We start from the raw sequence: 23,103 nt of genomic DNA, 5'->3' as shown, positions 1-23,103 counted from the left end.
CTGGATCGCACGGCGCAACGGCATGGCGCGGGGCGCGCACGCACCGGCGCCGCCACGCCGGCTAGTGCCACAGCACCTGGAACATGCCGTTGGTCTCCAGCGTGGTCGGCGTGGCCACCCGGCTGCTGTCGCGCGGCACCACGGGTTCGATGTCGACCATGGCGGAAAGACGCGTGCCGCGTGCCGGTCTGCCATCGAGCACCGGCACGATGACCTGTCCCGGCAGAAAGCGCACCGAGCGGGCCGCCTGGGCCGGCAACTCTCCCACCATGGTCGCGTTGCCGAGCAGCACTGGGCGCCCGTCGAACTGAACGTCGGACAGCGTGAGCGTGACCTTGCCCGTCGGGCCAAACCGATAGTCGCCGGCGTGGGACGGCCCGCGAAATACCAGCCCGGGCAGCAACGGCGTAGTGCAGGTCACGTGGAGCGCCATGCGCCGCTTGCCAAACGACAGCTCGCGCGCGCTGCCATGACCCTCCAGCCGGTAGCGTGTCACGGCGCCATAGTCGATGGCGCTCTCGCTCAGCATCAGTTCGCATCGGCGTCCGGCCGGCGCCGCGGTGGCGGTGGCGGTGGCGGTGGCGGGCGATACCGTGCCGGCCCCGACGCCGTGTGCCACCCCGTGTGCCCCCGCAGGGGCGACCCTGGATGGCATGTCCGGTACCCGCGCAGAAGCATGCGGGGTGATCCCGGCATAGGTGTCGGCCCGGGCCGGAACCTGCGTCATGCCAACCGCGAGCGATGCGATCGATAGCCACAACCCTGGCGTCATGGTGCATCTCCGGTTCGGTCTTGCGCCGGCATGTCGGCGCCGGCGTGACAGCGTGCCTCCACCTCATCGAAATAGGCGTCCAGATCCTGCGTCGCCGGTACCTTGAACGCCAGCATGCAGGCCGTGCCGTCCTGCCCGGTCACACGCAGCCCTTGGGTGATGCTGGTGTTCGGCAGGAAGATGGTGCCGTCATTGAGCACCGTGGTCAGGAAGTTGCCGTCCTGGTCGGTAACCGTCGCGTTGCGTGGCAATGGCGCGCCGGCATCGTCGCGTGCATGCAGCAACAGGCGGCGCACTTGCATCACATCGAAGTTCAGATAACTGACCGAGCCGCGTCCCGGATGGATCTGCATATGCGCATTGCCGATATCGACATTGCGCGGCAAGGTCCGGGTTGCCACCTCCACGCGGCTCTGCGCATAGGCTGGCGCGCTGGAAATGACGGCGCGACCCCAGGCATCGGTCCATGCCGGTCCGTGCGGCGTGGCCAGCCTGACACCGCCCAGTCCGCTGCCAAGCGCAGCCACGCCGAACGTATCGCCGATCGCGTACGGCGAGAACGTGACGCCGTGCGCGTGCGCGAGTACACCGCCACTCAGCTCGGCGTTGTACGAGGTGCTGCTGGCCCCATACTGCGCCACACCAAGATTGAGGCGTGTGTAATACGGCGTCAGCGAGGCATTGGCCGAGCCGGCCGCGCCGCCGTCCTCGGGGCGGAAATCGGCATTGAGGCTGTAGTTGAGCAGGTCGCTGACCTGTTCGGAATACGTGGCACCCAGGCGCGTGCTGCCGTCCACGCGATTGACATAGGTGCGCAGGCTGCGCTTGCCGAGCGGGACCGACACGCTCAGGTAAACCGAATTGCCGTTGCCGCTGGCCCGGCCTCCGACGCCCTTCTCCACATTCAGCGACACGGTCGCCAGGCGGAAGGTTCGCCCCCACGACGCGGTCAGCCGCCGCGTCCCCACGCCCGTAAACAGGCTGGACCAGTTGTAATTGGCGGAAAACGCGCCGAGCACCGGATGCCCCCATGCCACGCCGGCGGTGTACTGGCCGCGATAGTGGCCGCCGATCCAGTCCACCGTGGTGTCCTCGGTGGTGTCGGTAATCGAGCGGTAGCCGGGCGTCTGCTGCGTCATCGTGAAGTTGGCAGCCAGCGCCGGCAGCAGTTGCGTGGATACCGAACCCATGAACTGCGCGCCGCGCAGCGACTCGCGCGCCGCGTTGGACAGGATCGCGCGCATGCTGGCGCTGGTGGTCCCCCCGAGGCGGGCGTCGAGGCCGCCGGCCACGCTCTGGTACTGGGTGCCAATCAGTACGCCGCCGGTCACGGCGGCACGCCGGCCCGCCTCCCAGGTGCCGGTCGCGGTGACGAGCCAGGGCTTGACGCGGGGATCGTCGCCCAGTTGCCGCAGCTTGCCTGCCGCTATCGCGTAGCCGGGCGTGACGCCCAGCGTGCCCGCACCCAGTTGCGCGGCGGGAATCAGGAACCGGCGCGCCGCGCCGTTGGCCTCGATTACGGTGACGTCGAGATCGTTGCTGCCGTTGAGCAGCGGAATATTGGCCAGCGCAAACGGCCCGGGCGGAACTACGGTCGAGAAGATCAGCGCCCCGGCCTGGCGCACCTCGATGCGCGCCTGGGTCTGCGCAATGCCCTCCACCGCCGTGCCCGGGCTGACGGCACGCTTGAGCGCCAGTTCCGGCATCCACTGCACGCCATAGATCGCGGGGCCGGCAAAAATCGAATTGCCGACATTGATTTCCCCGCCCTGGAACACAGCCTCCTGTGGCACGAACGTGCGCTGCCCATAGAGGTACAGATGCGAGACATTCGATGCGGCACCATCGCTGCTGTACATGCTGCGGCTACGCACGATCCAGTCGCCGGCATTGAAACCGAACTCGCCGGAAGCGGAGTAATAGCGCGAACTGCCGCCGGCAAACGAATTGCCTACCGCCAGCAGGTCGTAGTTGAGCAGGCCGGCCACGCCGCCGGTCGCATATTCGGGCTGCGCGGGTGCATCGGGCACGAGCGCATCGGTCGGCACGAGCAGGTCGACCATGGCCGAATTTGGCTTGAGCGTGACGATGGTCTGCGGATAGACGGCGCGATAATCGATGCAGCCGGCCGGCTGCATCGCGTCGCCGGCGGGCGTTGCCGTGGAGGTTTCCCCGGTGGGTGGTTGGCCGATCTCGCCAAGCGCACCCGACGTCTGCGCGCGCTTCTCCGTCTGCCGTGCCAGCGCCCCGGCCCGGCCAGCGCCCGGCGCAGGCGGCACGCGCAAGCCCGCGCGCGCAAGAAAGCGCGCGTCCATGCAGAGCTGCCCCTTCTCGTCGAAGCGAACCATCGCACCGCCCTTGCGCTGGCCGTTGACGGTCAGCGTGACCAGCGACATGCCGGGCATGAAACGCGCTTGCCGCATGAAATAGTCCGCCACCCGTGGGTCGATCCCGCGCGCTTTCATCATGTCGACATCGAACGCGATAGCGTCGGCGGCGGCCGCCCCGGCCTCCGTGGCGGGCGCCCATGCCGGGACCAGGCCTGCCACGCCGGCCACGGCAATCCGGACGACCCACGCCACCACCGGTGTGCGACGCCGGCGGACCCGCGCGCGTGGACGTGGACGCAGGCCCGGCGCGCCTGCCGCAGGCACGTTCTCGAATGAAGCGAACATACGTGACTCGCCACGCGCTTACCGCGCCGTCTCGGCGCGGGCCAGCGGTGCGTCGTAACTATCGACGGCAAAGCCATACAACGTCGCCGGGAACAGGCGTACGGCCTTGACCGCGGCCAGCGTCTCGCCCAGTGGCGCCTGGTGGGGCACATCGGGTAGCGCATCGGACGGCTCGTCCGATGCCGCATCCGGTGTGACATCCGGTGTCGCGTTGCGTCGACCCTTGCGGACGCCGTCGAGCGATACCTTCACGGTGGTCTCGGGCAGGATATACGGGCGTGGCAACTCGACGGTCATCCCGCCCGGCTGCAGTGCCACCGACTGTGCCAGTCGAACCACATAAGGACTGGGGTTCTCCACGACCAGCGCCGTGCCCTCGACAGCGATCTTCAGCAGCCTCCACGGCTCGCGCTCGAGCGGCAGGTCGCGCGGATGAATCACCAGCGGCAGGTCCTGCCGCACGGTCATGGTCACGCGCGCGCCGCCGGGCTTGACCACGCGCGGCGGAATGCCTTCGAACACCGCGCGCGCCAGCCGCTCGGTGCGCAGTGGTGTCTTGCTGCGCAACAGGAAGCGCACCACCTGTGTTTCGTTACCCTCGACCCGCGCCACGGGCGGCGTCACCACCACGAGGTCTTCCTGATCCTCGTCGATATGGTTGACCGACGAATACAGCAGTTGCGGCGTGGCTTCGCTGTTGCGCACATTCATGGTGGTCTCGCCGTCCGCCTCCAGCAGCAGCACGACCGAGGTTTCCGGAACCATCCCGGTCGCCTGCGCGGCGCCGCCGCCGGCCAGCAGTCCCGCGACGCCGAACACCGCCGCGCCCGCCAGCCGGACGCCGCCCTGGCAAAGCCGGCGGAGATGCCGCCGAAGGCTGCGGGCCTCGCAACGCTGCACATTCATGATGGGATGTTCCTTTTATTGAGCCGTACATCGGATCCGTACATCGGAGCCGTACATCAAAGCCGTAATTCGGAGCCATGCTTCGGCGCCATGCTTCGGAGCCATGCTTCGGAGCCATACTCCGGATCAACGCCCCTCCTGATCCGGCGCAATCTTTATATTCTTGTTAAAATTCGCACCGCATTAAATGGATGTTTCTTTAAAACTGATATTTTAAAGTTATCACTTCTTTTATCGCCTCAATAGATCATTCACAGAGACGATTCAACACGGAATTATTTCGGACAATGACGATGGACCCTCATTCCATCTGGCCGTAGTGTCGTCGTTCACACAAACCACGAGACCGCATATGCCAGGTATGACCAGCAAAGGAATGGAGGCAGAGCTAGGACGGCAGACCACGCTCCACACCGCGCAGGCCGAGGCGGCTGCCCTGCACGGCATGTATCGCGACACGCTGGCGGCGTTCGTGACCGCACCCGCCGCGGTGCCGTTACCCAGGGCGGCGCGCGCCATGTACTGGCTCGGCCGGTTGCGCCAATGGCGGGCCATCGATCTCAACGGCGGCGAAGCCTTTCCGTCGACCAACTGGCTGTCGCTCCAGCTCGGCGTGGTGGAGGGACTGGCGGGTACGCATGCGCTGGCGTTGCACAAGGAGCAATGGAGCGCACCGGGTCGCCGTCAGATCTACGAGCGCGACATGGCGTTGCAAATTGCCATGCTGCTAGCACTGGGCTGGCGCGAACTTGCCGCGTTCGCACTCGAAGCATGGTTCGAGACCGACCCCGAGCTCACTGCCGTGCATCCGATCGGCGGCATCGCGGGCATGATCGTCGGCATTGCCGGAGATGCGCTCGGCATCTCCGTGCCGCAGACGACGTTCCAGAAGTCCGATGCCGTGCTCGCTTATGCGCGCGATCACTGGCGGCGCGACGATGGCGCCTTTGCCGCCGTGATTCATCAACTGGCGGACCGGCGGCTGTCGCAGTGCCGGCTCGATACGGAGGCCACGTTGTTCGACTTCGACCACCCGGTCGAACAGGCGATCCCGGTGGAGTTGCTGATGCTCATGCGCCTGCGCGACAAGCCCGATATCCCCCAGTGGCTGCACGGCCATCCGGGCATGCAGCATCCGGCCGCGACCCTGGTGGCGGCGGGCCCGCCGGCGCTGTCCCAACGGTGCACGCAGTTCATTGAGCGCGTGAACCGGTTGCTGCCGCCCTACCGGGCACTGTCCCGCGCGCTGCTGCAGCAGGCCGAGAGTCTCCAGCACGCCTGATCGCACGCCTGACCGCGCGCCTGATCGCACGCCGGCAGGAGGACGGGACCGGACACGGTGGTCGGCGATTGTTGGCGCTAAGGTGGCAGGAAGCACGACAGGAACGGACGCGGCAGGAAGGGTCACGGCAAAGAAGGACACGGCAAAAGAGTCACGCCAAAAGAGTCACAGCAAAGAGAGACACGGCAAAGCGCAGGAGAAAGGATGGAAGAAGCTCATGGAGAGGCCAGCCGAAGTCTGCATGAAATAAGCCAACGCTTATATCGCCATTCACCGAAAATTAATTCTCTTCGACAATCCGGAATATTTAAAATTCGTAGAATTGCTATTTCGCATTCCGATTATCACAAAGAGAATTGTGGACTTCACAGAAGTCTCATCCGATCGCGGTGCGGTAAATCGTTCGTATTCCTTATCTTTCAAACGCATTAAACTTCAACGAGCGATTGTTCAACGAGCGATTGTCTTTCAACGAGCGCTTCCCTCGAGCACGCTGCGTGTCAGCGGAAAGGAAATACAGGATGCCGGCGAAAACGATCCGAGTTGCCCTGGCCGATGATCACCCCCTCGTTGTAGTGGCGCTGCGCGACTGCCTGCACCGGACCCCCGGCTTCCAGGTGGTCTGCGAATGCACGAACGGCAGCGAGCTGATCGGCGCCCTTGCGCAGAACCCTGTCGACGTCGCAGTCACGGACTTCAGCATGGGGCATGGCGATACCTCCCTCGATGGCTTCAACCTGCTACGCCGTCTGACGCGGCGCTATCCCGAGACGCGCATCGTGGTGGTCAGCGCGCAGACCAATCCAGGCGTCGTCACGCGGGCCATGAAGCTCGGGGCGCGCGCGTTCGTCAGCAAGGAGGACGAACTCGACGAGATCGTCCGTGCCTGCGTGCACGTCACCGTCAGCAACGGCCATTTCTATTCGCCATCGATCCGCGCGGTGCTCGACAGTGCCGCCGCGATGACCGCGCCCGCCACCGACCTCACGCTGCGCGAACTTGAAGTGGTACGGCTGTACGCCCAGGGCTTCCAGCTCAACGAGATCGCGAGCAAGCTGGGGCGCTCCGTCAGCACGATCTCGAGCCAGAAGACCGTCGCGATGCGCAAGCTGAGCGTGCAGACCAATACGGATCTCATTCGCTATGCCTACGAAAACGGCCTGATCTGACCAGTCCGAGCCGACCGCCATGCAACAGATACTCGATCGCACCGAAGAGGCGCTCGCGCAGGCCTTCGAAGCACTGGCCCGCAATGCCAGGCGCCAGCGGCACCTGTATTACGGCACCGCCGGCATGCTGATCGCGATCGTGCTGGTGTCGGCGGTGCTGCTCGCCGGTCTGGCCGCGGCAAGGCAGCTCGACCATCGGCGCAGCCAGGTCGCGCAGTACGTGTCGGGGATTTCGTTGCTGCTGCAGGGCGAGGTGTCGTTCCTGCGCCGGACCGATCTGACCGTGCGCTACAACCGGGAGGCGCCGCCGCGGCCGCAGGCCGATATCGCGCTGATGCGGCAGGTGCAGCAATCCGGCGTGGGCGAACTGCCGGACGCCGGCTATGCGCTGCTGGTACCCGAGCCCACCCGCGCGGCCTGGGCCCGCGCGGGTGGCCATGCGATGTCGGAGCAGTTGTGGCGGCTCCAGCAGATCGCTACCGCCGCCATCACCACGCAACAGGCGTTCGAGCTCGAACATCGCGCGTATATCGTCGACGCCAATGCCGAATATGCGATCGTGATCGGACGCTCCCACCTCGGCCAGGACGCCTATCCCTTGCGCGCCGACCTTGCGGCCGACCTGCGCGACCGCGTCGGCCGTGCGCTGATGGCGCGCATCGGGCAGCCGGTGCCGCGCAAGAACGAACAGGTCTGGCTCGGGCCCGGCACCGATCCGGTACTGGGCACGCCGATCATGACCGTGGTCTCGGCCTCGTACAGCGGGGACACGCCGACCACGCTGATTGCCGCGGTGATTCCCGTCGAGGCGATTCTGGCGCGCGTGGTCAAGCCCGACGATCCGGCCACGCTGCTGCTGGTCAATACCAACGAGCAGGTCATCGACGTATCGCCACCGCTGGCGGCCCCCGATATCGGCAAGATCCTGGCACGCGCGCGCACGCTGCCACGGGAGAAGTTCGAACTCACCCGCGCCGGCGTGATGCTGGTGCAGCCGTTGCGGGCTGGCTTCGGCTCCCTGATCTACTCGGTGTCGATGCCCGCGCTGGCGCTTTCGCTGACCACCGAGCTCGCCATCATCGGCGCCATTGCGCTACTGCTGATCGCTGCCATCGCCATTACCGCGCGCTACTGGGATATCCACCTGCTGCGCCGCAGTCATACCGAAGCCACACGTGCCCTGGAGAGCGAGACCATCAATCATGTGCTGGTCAGCGCCACGCCGATCGGGCTCTGCATCGTCCGCATGACGGACTACGCAATCCTGACTTCGAACCTGCTGGCCGACACGCTGCTGCGCCTGGGCGAGCCGCGCGCCGCGGAGCGCCGCATGCTGCCGCGCCATATCATCGCGGCGTTTCCGCCCGGGCCGCTCAACGCGCGGGCGGGACGCCTGGCCACCGCGCAACTGATCGTGCCGAGTCCGCCCGATGGCGCCACCTCCGGCAGTCCCCGCGATAGCCTGACACCGGCCGGCGGCGTGCCGGGCGCGTCCGCCCCCGAACACCGCTTCCTGCAACTCACCTACGCGCCGGTACGCTATCGCGGCGAGGACGTGCTGATCTGCGCCATTCAGGATGTCACCGCGCGCCAGCAACTGGAGCAACGGCTGCGCACCGCGCAGGAAACCGCGGAGAGCATGATGCGCGCGCGCTCCAACTTCTTTGCCGCGATGAGCCACGAGATCCGGACCCCGCTCAATGCGCTGCTCGGCAACCTGGAGCTGCTGGCGCGTGCGCCGCATCTCGAGGCCCATGCGCCGCGGCTGCGTGCGCTTGGCGTGGCGGCCGACGGCCTGCGCCGTATCGTCAATGACATCCTCGATTTCTCCAAGATCGATGCGGGCGAGATGAAGCTGGTGGCGGAGCCGTTTCAACCGGTGGAAGCGCTCGAAAGCCTGGCACTGTCGTATGGACCGATGATCGCCGAGCGCCCGATCCGCTTCTATCCGCTGCTCTCGCCAACCCTCGATCGCACCATCGTCGGCGATCGCACGCGACTGATGCAGATCGTCAACAACCTGCTCAGCAACGCATTCAAGTTCACGTCGAGCGGCAAGATTACGCTCAATGCACGGCTGTCGACCGATGCCACCGCATGCAGCGTGCTGGTGTGCCAGGTGCGCGATTCCGGCATCGGCATGCCACCCGACCTGGTGGCACGCATCTTCCATCCATTTGTCCAGGCCGAGGCCAGTACCGCGAGCCGCCATGGCGGCACCGGCCTCGGCCTGTCGATCTGCGCGCGCCTCTGCGAGCTGATGGGCGGCCATATCGCCGTCAACAGCGTGGAAGGCGTAGGCAGTGCGTTCACCATCACGATCCCGGTCACGCTTGCCGACGCGGATGCGACCACGGCCCCACCGCGCGTGCGCGGCATCAGTTCGCTGATCCTGTGCCAGGTCACCGAGACCGGCGCGGCGCTCGAGGAGTGGCTTCACGCCCGCGGCTGGCGCACGCACAGCGTAACGGCACTGGCGGCCGCGCAGACCTTTCTGAATGCCAATCGGCCCAACGTGATGGCGGTCACGGGCGAATACGACCTGGCCTTCGTGATGCGCCTGCGTGCGATGCGCGCGGTGAACGTGGTCTGGATCACACGCGACGGCCCGCCACATGCGACACGTCGCGCACCGGGGGTATTCGAGGTCACCAGCTTCGGCCATGCGGCCATCCTCGCAGCCATGGAGACCGCGCTGGATGCCGAGGCGGAGCCGAATCCGGCATTCACCACGGAGTTTGATCCGGGGTCCCCCGTGGCATCCGGCGCGACGGCCCCGTCCATCGCGCCATCCCCATCGCCATCATTGCCACCATTGCCGGCAGTTTCCGCATCGGCCTCGGTCCCGCCGCCGTCAGGCCCAACGCCGATGCCGACGCCATCGACCGTGGCCGGCTTGCGCGTGCTCGTGGCCGAGGATAATCCGCTCAACCAGACCCTGATTGCCGAGCAACTGAAGACGCTCGGCTGCAGCGCCACCGTGGTCGGCGATGGCCGGCAGGCCCTTGCCTTGCTGGAGCAGGACGGTTACGACCTCGTGCTGTCCGATCTTCATATGCCGATTACCGATGGCTACGCCTTGCTCGATGCCGCCCGCGCCTCGCATCCGGGCTTGCCGGTGCTCGCGTTCAGCGCCGTGACGCAGGCCGGGCAGGCCCAGGACTGGCGCGCGCGCGGATTTGCCGGTCATATCGCCAAGCCGGCGTCGCTGGAGGACATCGAATCGGCCTTGCGCCGCGTGCGCAAGCCGCCCGCATCGGCCGCTGCGGATGCGGCGCCGGCAGCGCCTACGTCGCCTGTCTCGCCGCCTGTCTCGCCGTCGGCATCCCCTTCGCCCACCCCGCAGCCATGGACTGCTCTCGCGACGAACCTGAGCGGGCAGTCGCGCGGCGCACCGGCATCCACCGGGCATTACGACGATATGCTGCGCACCCAGCTCGATACCGACCTGCCCGAGCTGGCGGACATTATCGGGCGGCACGATACCGCCGCGCTGCTCCACTGGGCCCACCGCGCGGCCGGCGCCTTTCGCATCGTCGAGCAGATGGCATTGGTCACGCGCTGCCGCGACGTCGAGCGCCTGTGTCGCGGCACGGACGGCTGGAGCCATGAGATCGACGTCCACGCCATGGCACTTCATGCCTCGGTACGCGCCTATCGTCATGACGATAGCGGACCCACCGCGCCCGACCGCGACGACGCCGGGCCGCACGGCCGGCATGGCGCCACTGCTGCCGATCAAGGCGATCCGCACGAGGACACCCCCCACCCCACGCACGGCTAGCCCGGCGCCTCACGACAGCGCCTCACGACAGCGCCTCACGACAGCGCCTCAACGAAGAGCCTTCACGCGCGGGGCCTCGCTAGCAGACCATGGTGCCCCGCGCAACAAGGGGATTTGCGGAGATGCCCGGACCGGACCATAATGGCGCGGCCGCGCGCAGCGGCTATTCGTCAGCGAGCTCCGCCCCCCATGCAGTCACATACCGGCTTACCCCAGCCCCAGCGAACCTGGGCCGTCGTCACCGTTTTCTGTGGCCTGATCATGGCCGTACTCGACGGCTCGATTGCCAATATCGCGCTACCGTCAATCTCCCGCGAACTCAATGCCGACCCGGCCCGCACGATCTGGGTTGTCAACGCGTATCAGTTGACGGTGACGGTGTGCCTGTTGCCGCTGTCCTCGCTGGGCGACATTCTTGGCTACAAGCGCGTCTACCGCGCGGGGCTGGCCACCTTCCTGGCAGGCTCGCTGCTCTGCGCGGTGTCTGTCAACCTGCCGATGCTGGTGGCGGCGCGCGTGCTGCAGGGCATTGGTGGCGCAGGCATCATGAGCGTCAACACCGCGCTGATCCGTTTTATCTATCCGCCCACCAAGCTCGGCCGCGGCATCGGTCTGAACGCGCTCGTGGTCGGCGCCACCATTGCCGTGGGCCCGTCGATCGGTGCACTGATCCTGTCGGTCGGCGACTGGCCGTGGCTGTTTGCCATCAATGTGCCGGTGGCGATCTTCGCGCTCGCCCTGAGCCGCCGCGCGTTGCCGCTCACACCGGCGCAGCCGCGCGAGTTCGACTACCCGAGCGCGCTGCTGTCGGCGCTCGTGTTCGGGCTCTTTATCCTCGGCGTCGATGGCCTCGGTCATGCGCCGCTGCGCCTGGCCGGCGCCGCCGGCCTGGTGTGCGCCATCGCCCTGGGCTGGGTGCTGGTACGCCGCCAGCATGGCAAGCCCGCGCCGCTGGTGCCGGTGGACCTGTTCGCGGTGCGGGCCTTCACGCTGGCCGTGGGCACCTCGTTCTGCTCGTTCATGACGCAGATGCTCGCGTTTGTCTCGCTGCCGTTCTACTTCGAGTATCAGCTCGGCCGCGGCCTGCAGGAGACCGGCCTGCTGATTACGCCCTGGCCGCTGATGGTCGCGCTGATGGCGGCGGTGTCGGGCCGCCTGTCGGACCGATTCTCGGCCAGCGTGCTGGCTGGCCTTGGCCTGGTGCTGATGACGATCGGGCTGCTGAGCCTGGCCTGGATCGGGCACGATGCCGGCAATTTCGATATAGCCTGGCGTACCGGCCTGTGCGGGCTCGGCTTTGGCCTGTTCCAGTCGCCCAACAATCGCGCCATGATCTCGGCCACGCCGCGCGAGCGCAGCGGCGGCGCCAGCGGCGCGCAGGCCACCACGCGCCTGCTGGGCCAGACCACCGGCACCGCATGTGTGGCCCTGCTGTTCAGCCTCGATCGCGACAGCGCGGCACGCAGCGCATTGTTCGTGGCCGCCGCGGTGGCGGCGACGGGCGCGGCCATCAGCCTGAGTCGCCTGCGCGACGAGCGCGGTGGCAGTAGTGGCGGCAGCGACGACCGGCGCGGTGGCGCAAGCGAAGCACCGGCCCGGCGTACCACGGCGGCGCTCGACGCCGACCTCTGAGCTCGGCCACCCCGGGGCCCGCCGGTGGGCGCCTCCCCCGGCGCCCTGGCCCGCGGGCACATGCATTGCATGACGGTGGACTCCCGGCGCCACGCGCCGCATCCCGACGGAGACCATGTCATGAGCACCAAACCCACCACGCCCACCACGCCCCAGGATCGCCAGAACCCCGGTGCCCGGACCGACCGGCAACCCGAGGACATCAGGAGCCGCAGCGCCGATCCCGGGCAGAGCAGCTATGGCGGGTTCAAGAACGAGGACCCGCGCAAACAGCACCAGGCCACGCCGGAGCGGAAGCCTGGCAAAACGCATCCCTGATCGGTAAAAAAGCGCAGCGCAGGCAAACCTTGCCGGACGCTGCGCCATCCCGGGCCGGCACGCGGGGCTACCCGCGCCGCCACCCGGGCGGGATCACTCGCTGCCGACCTTCTTGTCGAGGTCGCGTGCCATCTGCAAATGCTTCTCCAGATCGGGCACATGCTTGGCCGCAAACGCCTTGATGTCGGGGTCCTTGGCGTTCTGCGACGCTTCGCGGAACATCTTGAGCGTGCTTTCGTGCGCCGCCACGCCTATCCGGCTGGCGTAGAGCTTGTCGAAACGCGCACCCTGCAGCGCGCTCAGCGCCTTGAGTTCGCCCTTCTGGATCATCGACGGCTCGGTCGGCGGCGTATAGCCCTTGGTGCTGGCCAGTTTGACCAGTTCCTCGCCAACCTTCGTATGGTCCTCGATCATGCGCGAGGCAAACGACTTGACGTCGGCGCTCGCCGCCTTTTGCTGGGCGAGCTTGCTGCCTTCGATCTCGGCATGGCCACCCTGCGCGGCATTCTCGAGGAAGTTGCGGTCGCCCCGCGCAAGGTCGCTGTCCTTGTGCGAGCTGGCGGTGCCCATGCTGTTGGGCGACGTGGCCTTAGGCGTGGTGGTGCCGGTCCCTTGCGCAAGCAAGGCCGGCGAGGCGAGCAACGCGCACGAAGCCGCGACGGTGGTGATGACATGATGAAGTTTCATGGGATCTCCCAGCGGTTGTGATGCGATATTCTTCGCAAGAACCGTGCGCGGCCGTGCGCCGATCGGTGCGGGGACGCTGGCGTGCCTAGCGCCGGTCCGGCTCGGAGGGGTTCGAGACCTCCGTCAACGTATCGCCGGCGCGAGCGGTCTCGCCGGACTTGGTGGCGATATCGCCGAGCGAGACGATGCCCACCAGTTGCTTGTCCGCATCGATCACCGGCAGCCGCCGGATCTGCCGTTCCGCCATCATGGCGCGCGCGGTATCGACGGTATCGTCGTCGTGGCACCACTGCGTGTGTTGCGACATGGCGTCGGCGACCTTGCCCTCGGTTGGATCGGTCCCCGCGGCGGTGCAACGTACCGTGATATCCCGGTCGGTAACGACACCTTCGAGCCTGCCGTTCACGCATACCGGCAACACACCGACACTCAGATCGTCCATCATGCGGGCGGCCTTCTGCAGTGTGTCATCCCGTGACACGTAAGCGGGATCGGCGGACATGACGTCGCGCAGACGCAAGGGTGAAGCGGTTGGTGTAGCGGTTGGTGTAGCGGTACCCATCGGCTGGCTCCTGTTCGGGAAGGACCATCCTGTTTGCGGGATGGTCGGTGGATCGGTCCGCCTATCCACGCAATTGCCGTTCCCGAAGGATGCGGGTGGCCATGCGGCCCCCCCACGCCTCGCGTGCGCGTGCCCCGCGGCAGCACAAAAGGCGGGTAAATCTTTCAGGGGCCCAGATCGAATCTACATTGCGGCCGGTGGCCGCGCCTCGCCCGCACCCCAGCCACGGCAGAGGGGATTCCGCGTAGCCATGAATTGCCATGCCTGGCACGAAACCTGCCGGGCTCAACGCTATCCCTGTTCTCGTGAGGACCGCGCCATGAGCACCAGCGTTGCCAGATTCCTCACCCGCCACGGCCTTTCGATGGCCACCGCCGAATCCTGCACCGCAGGCCTGATCGCCTCGTGCATTGCCGACGTGCCGGGCAGCGGCGGTGTGCTGCGCTGCGCGATCGTGGCTTATGCGCCCGAAATCAAGATGTCGGTGCTCCGCGTGCCGCGCCATCTTATCGATACCCACGGCCTGACCAGCGAACCGGTCTCGCTGGCGATGGCGTTGGGCGTGCTACGCCTCTCGGATGCCTCGCTCGCGATTGCCAATACGGGCGTGGCCGATGGCAAGGTCGGCGACGGCACGCCGCCCGGCACGCAGTGCTATGCCTGGGTGTTTCGCCATCATGGTCGCGTGGCCGCCTTCACCGAGACGGCGCGCTTCGACGGCACGCGCAATACCGTGCGCGTGGCCGCCGCCAGGTACGGGATCGCGCGCGTACCGCACTATTTCGAGCTGTTCGTGCGCGGCGAAGGTACGCCGGTCAACGTGTCACCTCGCGCAGCGCCCGCTCCCAGTCAGCAATGAAGCGTTCGATGCCAAAGCGCTCGCGTGCCATCCGCGCGGCGCGCGCACCCCAGCGGGCGGCAAGCTCGGGTTCCTGCAGCAAGGTGCGCATGACGCCGATCAGTCGCTCGGGATCGGTATCGACGTAGCCATTCTGTCCGCGCTCGATCACGGCCGCGAGCTCCGTGGTGGCCACGCCGACCACCGGCATGCCGATTGCCATCGCTTCCACCACGGCCAGCCCGAGGCTGGTATAGCGGATCGGGTTGAAGAAAAAACGGTACGGCGCCATGAACGCGGCGACCTCGGGATTGGACACCTCGCCCAGCCCGCCGGCGGACCGGGCATCCATGCCGATCAGGTCGAGCGGCACCCGTTCGCGGGCCGCGGCAAAGATGTCGGCGCCAAGCCGGCGGCCGCGCCGGTTCAGGTTGTTCACCACGCTGATGCCGCGCGCGAGGGTACCGGTATAACGCACGGTCGGGTCGACCATCACGCCGTGTTCGATGACCCGCGTCGGCGTGATGCCGCTATCCCACATCAGCGCGTTGAACGGTGTGACATGGACCAGCAATACCGCGGCGTCCTGCACCGGATGGACCGTATTGGTCGGATGCTGCTGGGGCGGGTCGTGTTCCAGGTAGATGGTCGGCAAGGCGCGCTGCGCCGGCGACAACACGGTGTGGCGATCCTGCGCGAAGTGATCGCGATGCTGGAACAGCACGCAGTCGACACGCACGTCGCGCACCGCGTCGAACGGCAGCTCGTGAACATTGTCGCCCCACGGTAACGCGCCTCCCACGCCCGCATAACCCGGTGGATTGCCGGGCCTGGTCACCAGGTAGAAGTCGTGCGGCAGCTGCGACAGGTAGTACAGGTAGTTGCCGTGGACATGCCACGTGAGGATACGCAGACGCTCAGGCATGGTCATGCTCCATGGCCATCAGCGCGTCGATCTCGCGCATGACGGCATCCACTTCGATATGGGTGGCGCAGACGTGGCCGAGCGGACATTTCTGCCACGCACACGGCCGGCATGGCGGGTGGTGCGCCAGCACGCGATGCAGCGTGGCGTCGAGCGGCGCCCAGCGCGCGCTATCGCTGCCGCACGAGACCACCACGCTGGGGGTATCCATGGCCGCCGCGATATGCGAGGCGCCGGTGTCGTTGCAGACCAGCAATCTGGCATGCGCGATCAGCGCGGCCATGGTCCCGAGCGAAGTCTGCCCGCACAGGTTGACGACGTCGCCGCCAGCCATCGTGGCCAGGCGATGCGCCAGCATGCGTTCATCCGGCGCGCCGGTGATCGCCACCTGCAAGCGCGCCTGCAGGCGTTGCGCCAGTTCGGCAAAACGCTCCACCGGCCAGCGCCGTGACAGCATGCGGGCGCCGGGATGGACGCAGACATAACGGCCTGGCAGCAGGCCATGCCGGTCGGCCAGCTGCTGCCAGCCGGCCTGATCGAGCGGCCCGAGCGGAAAGGCCAGGTGCGGATCCACGGCGGGATAGCCGAGCGCGCGCATGAGTCCCTGCAGGCGCTCGATCTCGTTGCCGTCGGGCCATGGCACGAGCAGTTCGCGCGCCTCCCGCGCACTTCCCTCCGCCGCCACGCGCCCGTGCACTGCAGCCTCGGCCGGCGTTGCGCAGAATCCCGCCGTCTGGCGCGCCGCGAGGCGTCGCAACACCTCGTTACTGAGCGTGCCGCTGCCATGCAGCTGGATGGCCAGGTCAAAGCGGCGCGCGCGCGCGTCGGCATAGAACGCGGCTACCGCGTCGTGCTGGCACGGCTGCTCGGGCATCCCCTCCATGCCAGGAAAGGCCATGAAGTCATCGAGCAGATCGGAGAACCGGCTAACGAACTCGCGCGCCCACGGCAAGCCGATCAGCGTGATATGCGCGTCGGGCTCGCCTGCGCGCAGCGCGCGCAAGGCCGGTACCGCGCACAGCATGTCGCCGAGTTGCAGCGCGCGGAATACCGCGATACGACGGACGACGCCCGCGTGGCGCCCCGGGGCCGTCCGCGATGCGGCGGCTTGGCCTGCCGGTGGCGCGGTGGGTGGCGCGGTGGGTGGCGCTGCGGATGACGTGGCGGTTGGCGTGGTGGGCGACGCCCACAGTTCGAGCGTCTCGTTCACAGGAACACCGTACGGAAGTGCAGCGCCCCGCGCAGGCGCCAGTACAGCGACAGCGGCGGAATCACGATGGAAGTCACGATCATCTCGGCGATATGCGCCGGCGTGAGCGCCGCGCCACGCAGCCGCCTCATGCAGAATGCGGCGGTGATGACGAACCACGTGAGCGCCGCGCCGGCGGCGATGGTGCGATGGCCGCTCCATGCGCCGCATACGGCCACGCCCAGCGCGAGTACCGCCACGTAGTAGTGCCATGGCGGCACCCGGCGAATACGCGTGCGATACAGGCGAGGATGCTTCTTGTAGAGCAGCGCGTCGAAAAACACCTTGGCCTGCGCACCGGCGCTGCTGCCCCACCGCGCGGCGCGCACCGGATGCTCGACCACGGCCTTGCGCGCCCGGCCCACCGGCCCCGCCTGCGCCTCCAGCCGGAACTGCAGGTCGGAGTCCTCGCGCCACGCGCGCCGGAAGCGCTCGTCGAAGCCGCCCACCCGCTCCAGCGCGGCGCGCCGTACAAAACAGTTGGCGGTCACGAACTCGCAATGGGCCAGGCCGCCGGTGTCGCGCTCATGGTCGGTAGGCCGGGCTGGCAGTGGCACCACCACTGCGCCCGCCACCGCGCTCCAGGCGGGCATGGCCGCCAGCGCCAGATAGCCCTCGCATACCCAGTCCGCGCGCGGCACCGTGTCATCGTCGGTGAACGCGATCACCTCCCCACGGGCCATGCGCCAGCCGACATTGCGCGCCCCGGCCGGACCCTGGGTCCGCGTCACCGCGACGTAGCGCAGCGTCAGCCCGGGATGCGCGGCGGCAAGCCCGGCTACCAGTTCCGCGATGCGCCGCTCGCATCCGTCGTCCGCCACGATGATCTCGTACCCGCGCGGATCGGCATGCTGGCGGCACAGCGCCAGCAGGCACCGCCGCAGCAGCTCGGGCCGCCGGTAGGTGGCAATGACCACCGAGACCACCGCATCAGGCGCCCGCATCGGCCACCTCCCGTGCCGGCGTCGCCGCTGCGCTGGCCCGTGCGCCCGGCTTCTCGAGGATGAACGAGCCGATGACCAGCGCATCGAGCGGCGAGGTCCAGAAGCACTCCACCGCATCGCGTGGTGTGCAGACGATCGGCTCGCCACGCGTGTTGAACGAGGTATTGACCAGGATCGGCACGCCGGTGCGACGTTCGAAGGCGGCCAGCACATCGTAATAGGCCGCATTCTGGTCGCGCCGGATGGTCTGCACGCGCGCCGTGCCATCGACGTGGGTCACCGCCGGAATGCGGCGCGCCTGTTCCGGCTTGACGTCATAGATAAACAGCATGAATGGCGCCGCGCCCGACGGCGGCGGCTTGTCCGCATGGAACCATGCGCTCACGCGCTCCTGCATCACCACCGGCGCCACGGGACGAAAATCCTCACGATCCTTGATCTGGTTGAGGCGCTGCTGCATGCCGGGATCGATCGGCGAGGCCAGGATGGAGCGCGCGCCCAGCGCGCGCGGGCCGAACTCCATGCGCCCCTGGAACCAGCCGATGATCTTGTTGGCCGCCAGCAGTTCGGCGGTATGCTCGGCCAGCTCGGCGCGGTCCACGCGCCGATAGGGCAGCCTGGACCAGTCGAGAAACGCGGCGATTTCGTCGTCGTCGAAGGCCGGGCCAAGATAGGCATGCTCCATGGTCCAGTGGCGCGCGGGGCGGCCACGCTGCAGGTGGTCGATCCACAGGGCCGCGCCGAGCGCGGTACCCGCATCGCCGGCGGCGGGCTGCACCCATACCTGCGCGAACGGGCTGCGGTCGCGCACGCGCGCGTTCATCACGCAGTTGAGCGCCACGCCACCGGCCATCGCCAGGCAGGCCTCCCCGGTCTCGCGTGCCAGCCAGCTGGTCATGTCGAGCACGGTCTCCTCGAGCACCTGCTGCAGCGATCGCGCGATGTCGAAATGCTCACTGCCGAATTCGGTGCCGCGCAGCCGCGCCGGCCCGAGCAACGGTTCGAGATCGACGTCGACCACGCGATAGCCGCCTTCGCCATCGTTGGTGACCAGTTCGCGGAACGCGTCGACCTTGGTCGGCTTGCCGTATGAGGCCAATGCCATGACCTTGTACTCGTCCGACGAATGCAGGAAGCCAAGATGCCGCGTCACACGCTCATACAGCAGCCCCAGCGAATCGGGCAGATCGATCTGCTTGATGCGCCGGTACGAGCTGCCGTCGAACACCCCATAGCTCGTGGTCACCTGCTCGCCGCGGCCGTCCATGGTCAGCACCGCGCAGCGCCGGAACGGCGCGGCGAGGAACGCGCTCGCTTCGTGCGCCATATGGTGCTCAACGAAATGCCACTGGAACGGACCATCGTGGCGCGCGCCACGGAAGCGCGCACCAAGGTGATGGGGAACACCCGCCGCCAGCTGGCGCGGTGCGTTGACAACATACGACAGGAACAACGGATCCCACGGCGATGTCACCGCGCCGGCGCTGGCATGGCGCGACGGCTCCAGTGGCAAGGCCAGCGTCTCGTCACCGCGCCTCTCCCCGAGCAGCAGTGCGGGATCGTACGAATAGGCGATATGGTCGACGTCCGCGAGCGTAATGCCGGCTTCCGCGAGGCAGTAGTCGATGGCGTGGAACGGCAGCTCCCAGGCGCTGAACGGTACGGGCCGCTTGCCGTGATTGATATGCGTGAAACGCTCGTCCTCCGCGGCCGCGATGACCTCTCCGTCGCGCACCAGGCAGGCGGCTGAGTCATGGTAGGCAGCGTTAATGCCAAGTGTGTACATGGGGATCTTCCTCCATCGGCAGGGTGGGACGCGGGGCGGCAACGGGATGCAACGGAACCGTCCGCGTGGCGGCGCCCCACGGCAACTCCTGCGGCGGCGGCACCTCGCCGTCGAGCAGCGACATGGCCGCGCCTACCGTATCGGCAACGGTGACTTCGCGCAGACAGCGGTGATGCCCGGCGGGGCACGTGCTCTTGTAGCAATAGCGGCACGGCACATCGGCATACAGCGTGCGATGCGGGACTTGCCAGGGCGTGTGTTGCGGATTGGTCAGCGCGTAGAGATCGACGGTCGGGGTGCCGAGCGCTGCGGCCAGATGGACCGGTCCGCTGTTGTTCGACACCAGCAGGTCGCTGCGCTCCAGCAATGCCGCCATCTCGCCGAGCGACAACTTGCCGGCCAGCGTCCGCACATGGGGATGCATGGCGTCCGCGCATACCGCCTCGGCGAGCGCCGCTTCACTGCCGCTGCCCGTGATCCACACACAGCCACCGGTGCGCATGGCGAGTTCGCGCGCGACCTCGGCAAAGCGCCACGACGGCCACCGTCGCGACGCGGCGGTGGCGCCCGGATGCACGACGATGCCGCGTCCGCTGCCACGTGGCGGCTGCCGGTGCGACAACAAGTCGTCAAGCCGCTGCCGGTCCGCTTCACGGACGTGGAAGCGCATCCGGGTATCGGCGATTACGGCGCCGACGCGCGCCACCAGGTCCAGCTGACGCCGGACTTCGTGACGCGGGCGCTGGCCAGCGGTATCGGGCTCGGTCTCCGCGACCCAGTCGCTCAGCAACGCGTATGGATTCTCGCGGCAATGCGCGAGCCGGAGCGGAATGCCCGCCAGGCTGCACAGCATGGCCGCAGGGAGCGCACTCTGGCTGTAGACGGTGAAGATCACGGCGGCGTCGAACCCGCGCGCCGCGAGGGCCCGGGCACACGCCGGCAACAGGTGGGCGACGTCGGCCGCGCTCGGGGCCGGATCGTGCCGAACCCATGGCGCGTTCCATGGAATGACTTCGTCCACCATCGGCAGATGCGGGGCGAGCAGCGCGGACGGCGTCGAGGTCAGCAGCGCGATATGCCGATCCGGCGCGCTTTCGGCCAGGGCCTGCATGGCAGGAGTGGTCATGAGCACGTCGCCCATATTGTCGAGGCGCACGCACAGGATACGGCGCGCGCCGGACCAGTCAGGCAGGTCGCTCATGACGACATCTCCGCGACGGCCTGCGCGCGCCGGCCTGCCGCGCGCGCGCCGGCGCGGGCGGTCACGGTGGCCGCTTCGACGATGCGTGCGGCTGCGTCGAGTGTGGATACCACATGGTGCGGCTCGCGCAGTGGCCCGGGCCGCCATTCGGTCTCGTTACAGCAGTCCACCAGGATGGTGCGGCATCCGGCCGCGCGCCCTGCTTCGACATCGTCGAGGATGTCACCGATCATCCACGAGCTTTGCAGATCGAAGCCGAGCGTCGCGGCGGCAAAGCGCAACATCCCCGGGGCCGGCTTGCGGCACAGGCACGCCCGCGCGTAGGCGGGCACGCTGCCTTGCGGATGGTGGGGGCAATAGAAGAAGCCGGCGAGCCGCGCATCGTAACGCACGAACAGCTGTGCCAGCCGCGTCCGCACGCCCTCGAGCGCCTCGCGCCGAAAGCGCCCGAGCGCAACCCCGGGCTGGTTGCTCACCACCAGCAGCGGCAGGCCGAGGCGCCCCAGACGGCGCAGCGCCTTGCCCGCGGTGGGAGCGAGGCGGATCTGCGCGGGATCGACGTTATAGGGCACGTTCACGAGCAGCGTACCGTCCTTGTCGAGCAGTACCGCGCCGTTTGCGCCGTTTGCGCCGTTTGCGCCGTTTGCAGCGCCGTTTGCCGCCCCGTTTGCCGCCCCATGCCGAGCGCTGCGCGCGGTGCCGCTTGCAGTGCCACCTGCCGCTCCGTCTGCCATCATGGCCATGAGGTCTCCTTCATCGGCAGCACCATCACTTCGGGTATCACGGTTTCTTCTGGCTGCGTGAGCACGAAGCGCACCGCGCGCGCGACATTCGCCGGATCCTGCAATGTCGAGGTATCGATATCGGGAAAGCGGTCGAGCAGGAATGGCGTGCGCATGCCGCCCGCCACCACCGCCGAGACCTTGATGCCGTGCGGCCGCAGCTCGGCGTGCAGCGCATGCGAGAAGCCCAGGATGCCCCACTTGGTGGCGTGATAGGCCGAGGCATTGGGCCACGCGCGTTTCGACGCGGTCGAGGCGATATTGACGATATGGCCGCCGCCGCGCGCCTTGAGCAGCGGCACGGCTTCGTGCGCCAACAGGTAGGGCCCGTACAGGTTGACCATCAGCACCTGGCGCCAACGCTCGGTATCGACCTCGTCCACCGGCAGCGTGATATCGATGGCCGCATTATTGATCACGCCATCGAGCTGGACGTTCTGTTTGCGCAGGTCGGCAAAGGCCTTCCCGACCGAGGGCGGATCGGAGACATCCAGCGGCAGCGCCAGGGCGTGGGCCCCGCTCACGCTCAGGGTCTCCACGCAGCCGTGCGCGAGCGACTCGTCGATATCCGCGACGATCACATTGGCACCGGCCTCGCCGAGCATGCGACAGATGGCACCGCCCAGGCCACGGCCACCGCCGGTCACCAGATAGGTCTTGTCGTCGAGTTGAGGATCATGGCCTTGCATAGTTGGCGCTCCTGAGAGGGATTGGGGAGGATCGGGGATGGAAGCGGTTCATGGCTGCCCGCCTGCGCGCGCGAGACGCTCATGCGCGACCGCCCGCAGCAGGCAGGCCACACCGCGCGCAAAGGCGTCGTCGAACCACGGGTTGGCGCCGCTGACCGCGACCACCATGCCCTGCTCGGCCACGCCGCCGCCGAGCGCGAGATCGCCGTGACGAAGCAGATGCGGCGTCCGCGCGATCACATGACTGGTATCGATGCCGGTGCGCCACGCCAGGCGCGCCTTGCCGCGCGCGTAGTACGCATAGTCGGCGTCCCAGCGTTCGCGCGCCGGCAGCGAGTGTTCGTACAGGATGGCATCGTCGAACGGGCACGACCCATACGGGCGTCCCGGGTCCATCACCACGATGTGCATGCAGCCACTCTCGCCCACGCCACGGTCGCCGAGGCTGGCCACGAGCATCGGTAACGCCAGCGTGACGGCGCGCCGCGCAGCGTCCACATCAAGCAGGAGCGCGGCGCATTCGTGCGTGGACGCGGCAGCGGGCACAGCGGCGGCGGACATTTCGTTCATGGCGACTCCTCGATGCCGGGAGTCCCCATCACGCAAGGTCCGCGCCCGCACCGCGCGACGCGTCGCGTCAGCCTTCGCGGTTGGCGTAGACCTTCGCTATTACATGGCCCACGTAAGAACCGCGAACGCAGTCTTCAATTCTTCGCGGCGCGCCGGCATGGGCCCAGTGCCCGGCGCGACCGCCGCATCCCGGCCGGACGCCGAAGCCATGGCGCGCCCGGCAGTGAAGTGCCGCAGGAAGGCAAGCCCCACGCCATGCAACGTGTCCACCTCACGCACGCGATTGGCACACAAGCTGCGAACTGCCTCCGCAAGCCATCGTTATAACGCTT

General features: G+C 67.6%; 19 protein-coding genes. 6 read left to right on the top strand and 13 right to left on the bottom strand.

Translation table 11 applies throughout. The annotated features are described in order from the left end of the window. Window positions 1-61: 61 nt before the first annotated feature. The 3 genes from DFLDMN_RS21715 to DFLDMN_RS21705 are packed head-to-tail and all read right to left on the bottom strand — an operon-like array spanning window position 62 to window position 4,353. A complete protein-coding gene (locus DFLDMN_RS21715; protein WP_423199932.1) occupies window positions 62-772 on the bottom strand; it encodes a hypothetical protein in 711 nt (236 codons plus the stop codon). Continuing rightward, window positions 769-3,447, bottom strand: a complete 2,679-nt coding sequence (locus DFLDMN_RS21710) for a fimbria/pilus outer membrane usher protein (protein ID WP_423199931.1) — start codon at window positions 3,445-3,447, stop codon at window positions 769-771. The genes DFLDMN_RS21715 and DFLDMN_RS21710 overlap by 4 nt, the downstream gene beginning before the upstream one ends. Window positions 3,448-3,465: 18 nt before the next feature. Next, window positions 3,466-4,353, bottom strand: a complete 888-nt coding sequence (locus tag DFLDMN_RS21705; protein ID WP_423199930.1) for a fimbria/pilus chaperone family protein — start codon at window positions 4,351-4,353, stop codon at window positions 3,466-3,468. Between the two features lie 361 nt (window positions 4,354-4,714). On the opposite strand from DFLDMN_RS21705, the gene DFLDMN_RS21700 reads away from it, so the two are divergent. The 5 genes from DFLDMN_RS21700 to DFLDMN_RS21680 all read left to right on the top strand — a co-directional run bounded on the left by DFLDMN_RS21700 (window position 4,715) and on the right by DFLDMN_RS21680 (window position 12,538). Further along, a complete protein-coding gene (locus DFLDMN_RS21700) occupies window positions 4,715-5,635 on the top strand; it encodes a hypothetical protein (protein ID WP_423199929.1) in 921 nt (306 codons plus the stop codon). A 521-nt stretch (window positions 5,636-6,156) separates the two neighbouring features. Further along, window positions 6,157-6,804: a response regulator transcription factor gene (locus tag DFLDMN_RS21695; RefSeq protein ID WP_423199928.1), complete on the top strand. Its 648-nt coding sequence runs from the start codon at window positions 6,157-6,159 to the stop codon at window positions 6,802-6,804. Between the two features lie 19 nt (window positions 6,805-6,823). Further along, on the top strand, window positions 6,824-10,588 hold the full coding sequence (locus DFLDMN_RS21690; protein ID WP_423199927.1) for an ATP-binding protein: 3,765 nt from the start codon (window positions 6,824-6,826) through the stop codon (window positions 10,586-10,588). A 189-nt stretch (window positions 10,589-10,777) separates the two neighbouring features. Beyond that, the gene (locus DFLDMN_RS21685; RefSeq protein WP_423199926.1) at window positions 10,778-12,220 is read left to right on the top strand and encodes an MFS transporter; all 1,443 of its coding nucleotides are present in this window, start codon (window positions 10,778-10,780) and stop codon (window positions 12,218-12,220) included. A 120-nt stretch (window positions 12,221-12,340) separates the two neighbouring features. Further along, a complete protein-coding gene (locus DFLDMN_RS21680) occupies window positions 12,341-12,538 on the top strand; it encodes a hypothetical protein (protein WP_423199925.1) in 198 nt (65 codons plus the stop codon). A gap of 93 nt (window positions 12,539-12,631) precedes the next feature. On the opposite strand, the gene DFLDMN_RS21675 is transcribed toward DFLDMN_RS21680, so the two are convergent. Both DFLDMN_RS21675 and DFLDMN_RS21670 read right to left on the bottom strand, forming a co-directional pair. Continuing rightward, complete coding sequence (locus DFLDMN_RS21675; RefSeq protein WP_423199924.1) at window positions 12,632-13,225, bottom strand: DUF4142 domain-containing protein; 594 nt, start codon at window positions 13,223-13,225, stop codon at window positions 12,632-12,634. Between the two features lie 85 nt (window positions 13,226-13,310). Further along, window positions 13,311-13,727, bottom strand: a complete 417-nt coding sequence (locus DFLDMN_RS21670; RefSeq protein WP_423199923.1) for a CBS domain-containing protein — start codon at window positions 13,725-13,727, stop codon at window positions 13,311-13,313. A 379-nt stretch (window positions 13,728-14,106) separates the two neighbouring features. Here DFLDMN_RS21670 and DFLDMN_RS21665 point away from each other — a divergent pair, with 379 nt between their 5' ends. Beyond that, entirely contained in the window at window positions 14,107-14,646 is a 540-nt protein-coding gene (locus tag DFLDMN_RS21665; protein ID WP_423199922.1) for a CinA family protein, read from the top strand. On the opposite strand, the gene DFLDMN_RS21660 is transcribed toward DFLDMN_RS21665, so the two are convergent. From DFLDMN_RS21660 to DFLDMN_RS21625, 8 genes are all read right to left on the bottom strand, one after another. Then, window positions 14,603-15,550 carry a glycosyltransferase gene (locus tag DFLDMN_RS21660; protein WP_423199921.1) on the bottom strand — a complete coding sequence of 316 codons (948 nt, stop codon included), beginning with the start codon at window positions 15,548-15,550 and terminating at the stop codon, window positions 14,603-14,605. The genes DFLDMN_RS21665 and DFLDMN_RS21660 overlap by 44 nt on opposite strands. Next, the gene (locus tag DFLDMN_RS21655; RefSeq protein ID WP_423200534.1) at window positions 15,543-16,574 is read right to left on the bottom strand and encodes a glycosyltransferase family 9 protein; all 1,032 of its coding nucleotides are present in this window, start codon (window positions 16,572-16,574) and stop codon (window positions 15,543-15,545) included. The genes DFLDMN_RS21660 and DFLDMN_RS21655 overlap by 8 nt, the downstream gene beginning before the upstream one ends. 182 nt (window positions 16,575-16,756) lie before the next feature. Beyond that, complete coding sequence (locus DFLDMN_RS21650) at window positions 16,757-17,743, bottom strand: glycosyltransferase family 2 protein (protein ID WP_423199920.1); 987 nt, start codon at window positions 17,741-17,743, stop codon at window positions 16,757-16,759. Then, window positions 17,730-19,529 (bottom strand): carbamoyltransferase, encoded by a 1,800-nt coding sequence (locus DFLDMN_RS21645; protein WP_423199919.1) that lies wholly within the window; start codon window positions 19,527-19,529, stop codon window positions 17,730-17,732. The genes DFLDMN_RS21650 and DFLDMN_RS21645 overlap by 14 nt, the downstream gene beginning before the upstream one ends. Further along, window positions 19,510-20,730, bottom strand: a complete 1,221-nt coding sequence (locus DFLDMN_RS21640; RefSeq protein WP_423199918.1) for a glycosyltransferase family 9 protein — start codon at window positions 20,728-20,730, stop codon at window positions 19,510-19,512. Before DFLDMN_RS21640 ends, DFLDMN_RS21645 begins: the two co-directional genes overlap by 20 nt. Further along, complete coding sequence (locus tag DFLDMN_RS21635; RefSeq protein ID WP_423199917.1) at window positions 20,727-21,467, bottom strand: D-glycero-alpha-D-manno-heptose-1,7-bisphosphate 7-phosphatase; 741 nt, start codon at window positions 21,465-21,467, stop codon at window positions 20,727-20,729. The genes DFLDMN_RS21640 and DFLDMN_RS21635 overlap by 4 nt, the downstream gene beginning before the upstream one ends. Further along, window positions 21,464-22,201, bottom strand: a complete 738-nt coding sequence (locus tag DFLDMN_RS21630) for an SDR family oxidoreductase (RefSeq protein WP_423199916.1) — start codon at window positions 22,199-22,201, stop codon at window positions 21,464-21,466. Before DFLDMN_RS21630 ends, DFLDMN_RS21635 begins: the two co-directional genes overlap by 4 nt. Window positions 22,202-22,249: 48 nt before the next feature. Then, window positions 22,250-22,762: a hypothetical protein gene (locus tag DFLDMN_RS21625; protein WP_423200533.1), complete on the bottom strand. Its 513-nt coding sequence runs from the start codon at window positions 22,760-22,762 to the stop codon at window positions 22,250-22,252. Window positions 22,763-23,103: the final 341 nt, after the last annotated feature.

The sequence above is a fragment of the Cupriavidus sp. H19C3 genome (assembly GCF_049393815.1).
Classification (GTDB): domain Bacteria; phylum Pseudomonadota; class Gammaproteobacteria; order Burkholderiales; family Burkholderiaceae; genus Cupriavidus.
Note: the sequence above shows the minus strand (reverse complement) of the source record. Positions and strands in the feature narration are given on the sequence as shown.

Bases quoted from the DNA above. Each gene is read 5' to 3' on its own strand.
- DFLDMN_RS21715 (WP_423199932.1), bottom strand. From the start codon at position 772: ATGACGCCAGGGTTGTGGCTATCGATCGCATCGCTCGCGGTTGGCATG.
- DFLDMN_RS21700 (WP_423199929.1), top strand. From the start codon at position 4,715: ATGACCAGCAAAGGAATGGAGGCAGAGCTAGGACGGCAGACCACGCTC.
- DFLDMN_RS21640 (WP_423199918.1), bottom strand. From the start codon at position 20,730: ATGAGCGACCTGCCTGACTGGTCCGGCGCGCGCCGTATCCTGTGCGTG.
- DFLDMN_RS21655 (WP_423200534.1), bottom strand. From the start codon at position 16,574: ATGCTGTGCGCGGTACCGGCCTTGCGCGCGCTGCGCGCAGGCGAGCCC.
- DFLDMN_RS21650 (WP_423199920.1), bottom strand. From the start codon at position 17,743: ATGCGGGCGCCTGATGCGGTGGTCTCGGTGGTCATTGCCACCTACCGG.
- DFLDMN_RS21660 (WP_423199921.1), bottom strand. From the start codon at position 15,550: ATGCCTGAGCGTCTGCGTATCCTCACGTGGCATGTCCACGGCAACTAC.
- DFLDMN_RS21695 (WP_423199928.1), top strand. From the start codon at position 6,157: ATGCCGGCGAAAACGATCCGAGTTGCCCTGGCCGATGATCACCCCCTC.
- DFLDMN_RS21675 (WP_423199924.1), bottom strand. From the start codon at position 13,225: ATGAAACTTCATCATGTCATCACCACCGTCGCGGCTTCGTGCGCGTTG.
- DFLDMN_RS21680 (WP_423199925.1), top strand. From the start codon at position 12,341: ATGAGCACCAAACCCACCACGCCCACCACGCCCCAGGATCGCCAGAAC.
- DFLDMN_RS21690 (WP_423199927.1), top strand. From the start codon at position 6,824: ATGCAACAGATACTCGATCGCACCGAAGAGGCGCTCGCGCAGGCCTTC.
- DFLDMN_RS21625 (WP_423200533.1), bottom strand. From the start codon at position 22,762: ATGTCCGCCGCCGCTGTGCCCGCTGCCGCGTCCACGCACGAATGCGCC.
- DFLDMN_RS21670 (WP_423199923.1), bottom strand. From the start codon at position 13,727: ATGTCCGCCGATCCCGCTTACGTGTCACGGGATGACACACTGCAGAAG.
- DFLDMN_RS21685 (WP_423199926.1), top strand. From the start codon at position 10,778: ATGCAGTCACATACCGGCTTACCCCAGCCCCAGCGAACCTGGGCCGTC.
- DFLDMN_RS21630 (WP_423199916.1), bottom strand. From the start codon at position 22,201: ATGCAAGGCCATGATCCTCAACTCGACGACAAGACCTATCTGGTGACC.
- DFLDMN_RS21710 (WP_423199931.1), bottom strand. From the start codon at position 3,447: ATGTTCGCTTCATTCGAGAACGTGCCTGCGGCAGGCGCGCCGGGCCTG.
- DFLDMN_RS21635 (WP_423199917.1), bottom strand. From the start codon at position 21,467: ATGATGGCAGACGGAGCGGCAGGTGGCACTGCAAGCGGCACCGCGCGC.
- DFLDMN_RS21705 (WP_423199930.1), bottom strand. From the start codon at position 4,353: ATGAATGTGCAGCGTTGCGAGGCCCGCAGCCTTCGGCGGCATCTCCGC.
- DFLDMN_RS21665 (WP_423199922.1), top strand. From the start codon at position 14,107: ATGAGCACCAGCGTTGCCAGATTCCTCACCCGCCACGGCCTTTCGATG.
- DFLDMN_RS21645 (WP_423199919.1), bottom strand. From the start codon at position 19,529: ATGTACACACTTGGCATTAACGCTGCCTACCATGACTCAGCCGCCTGC.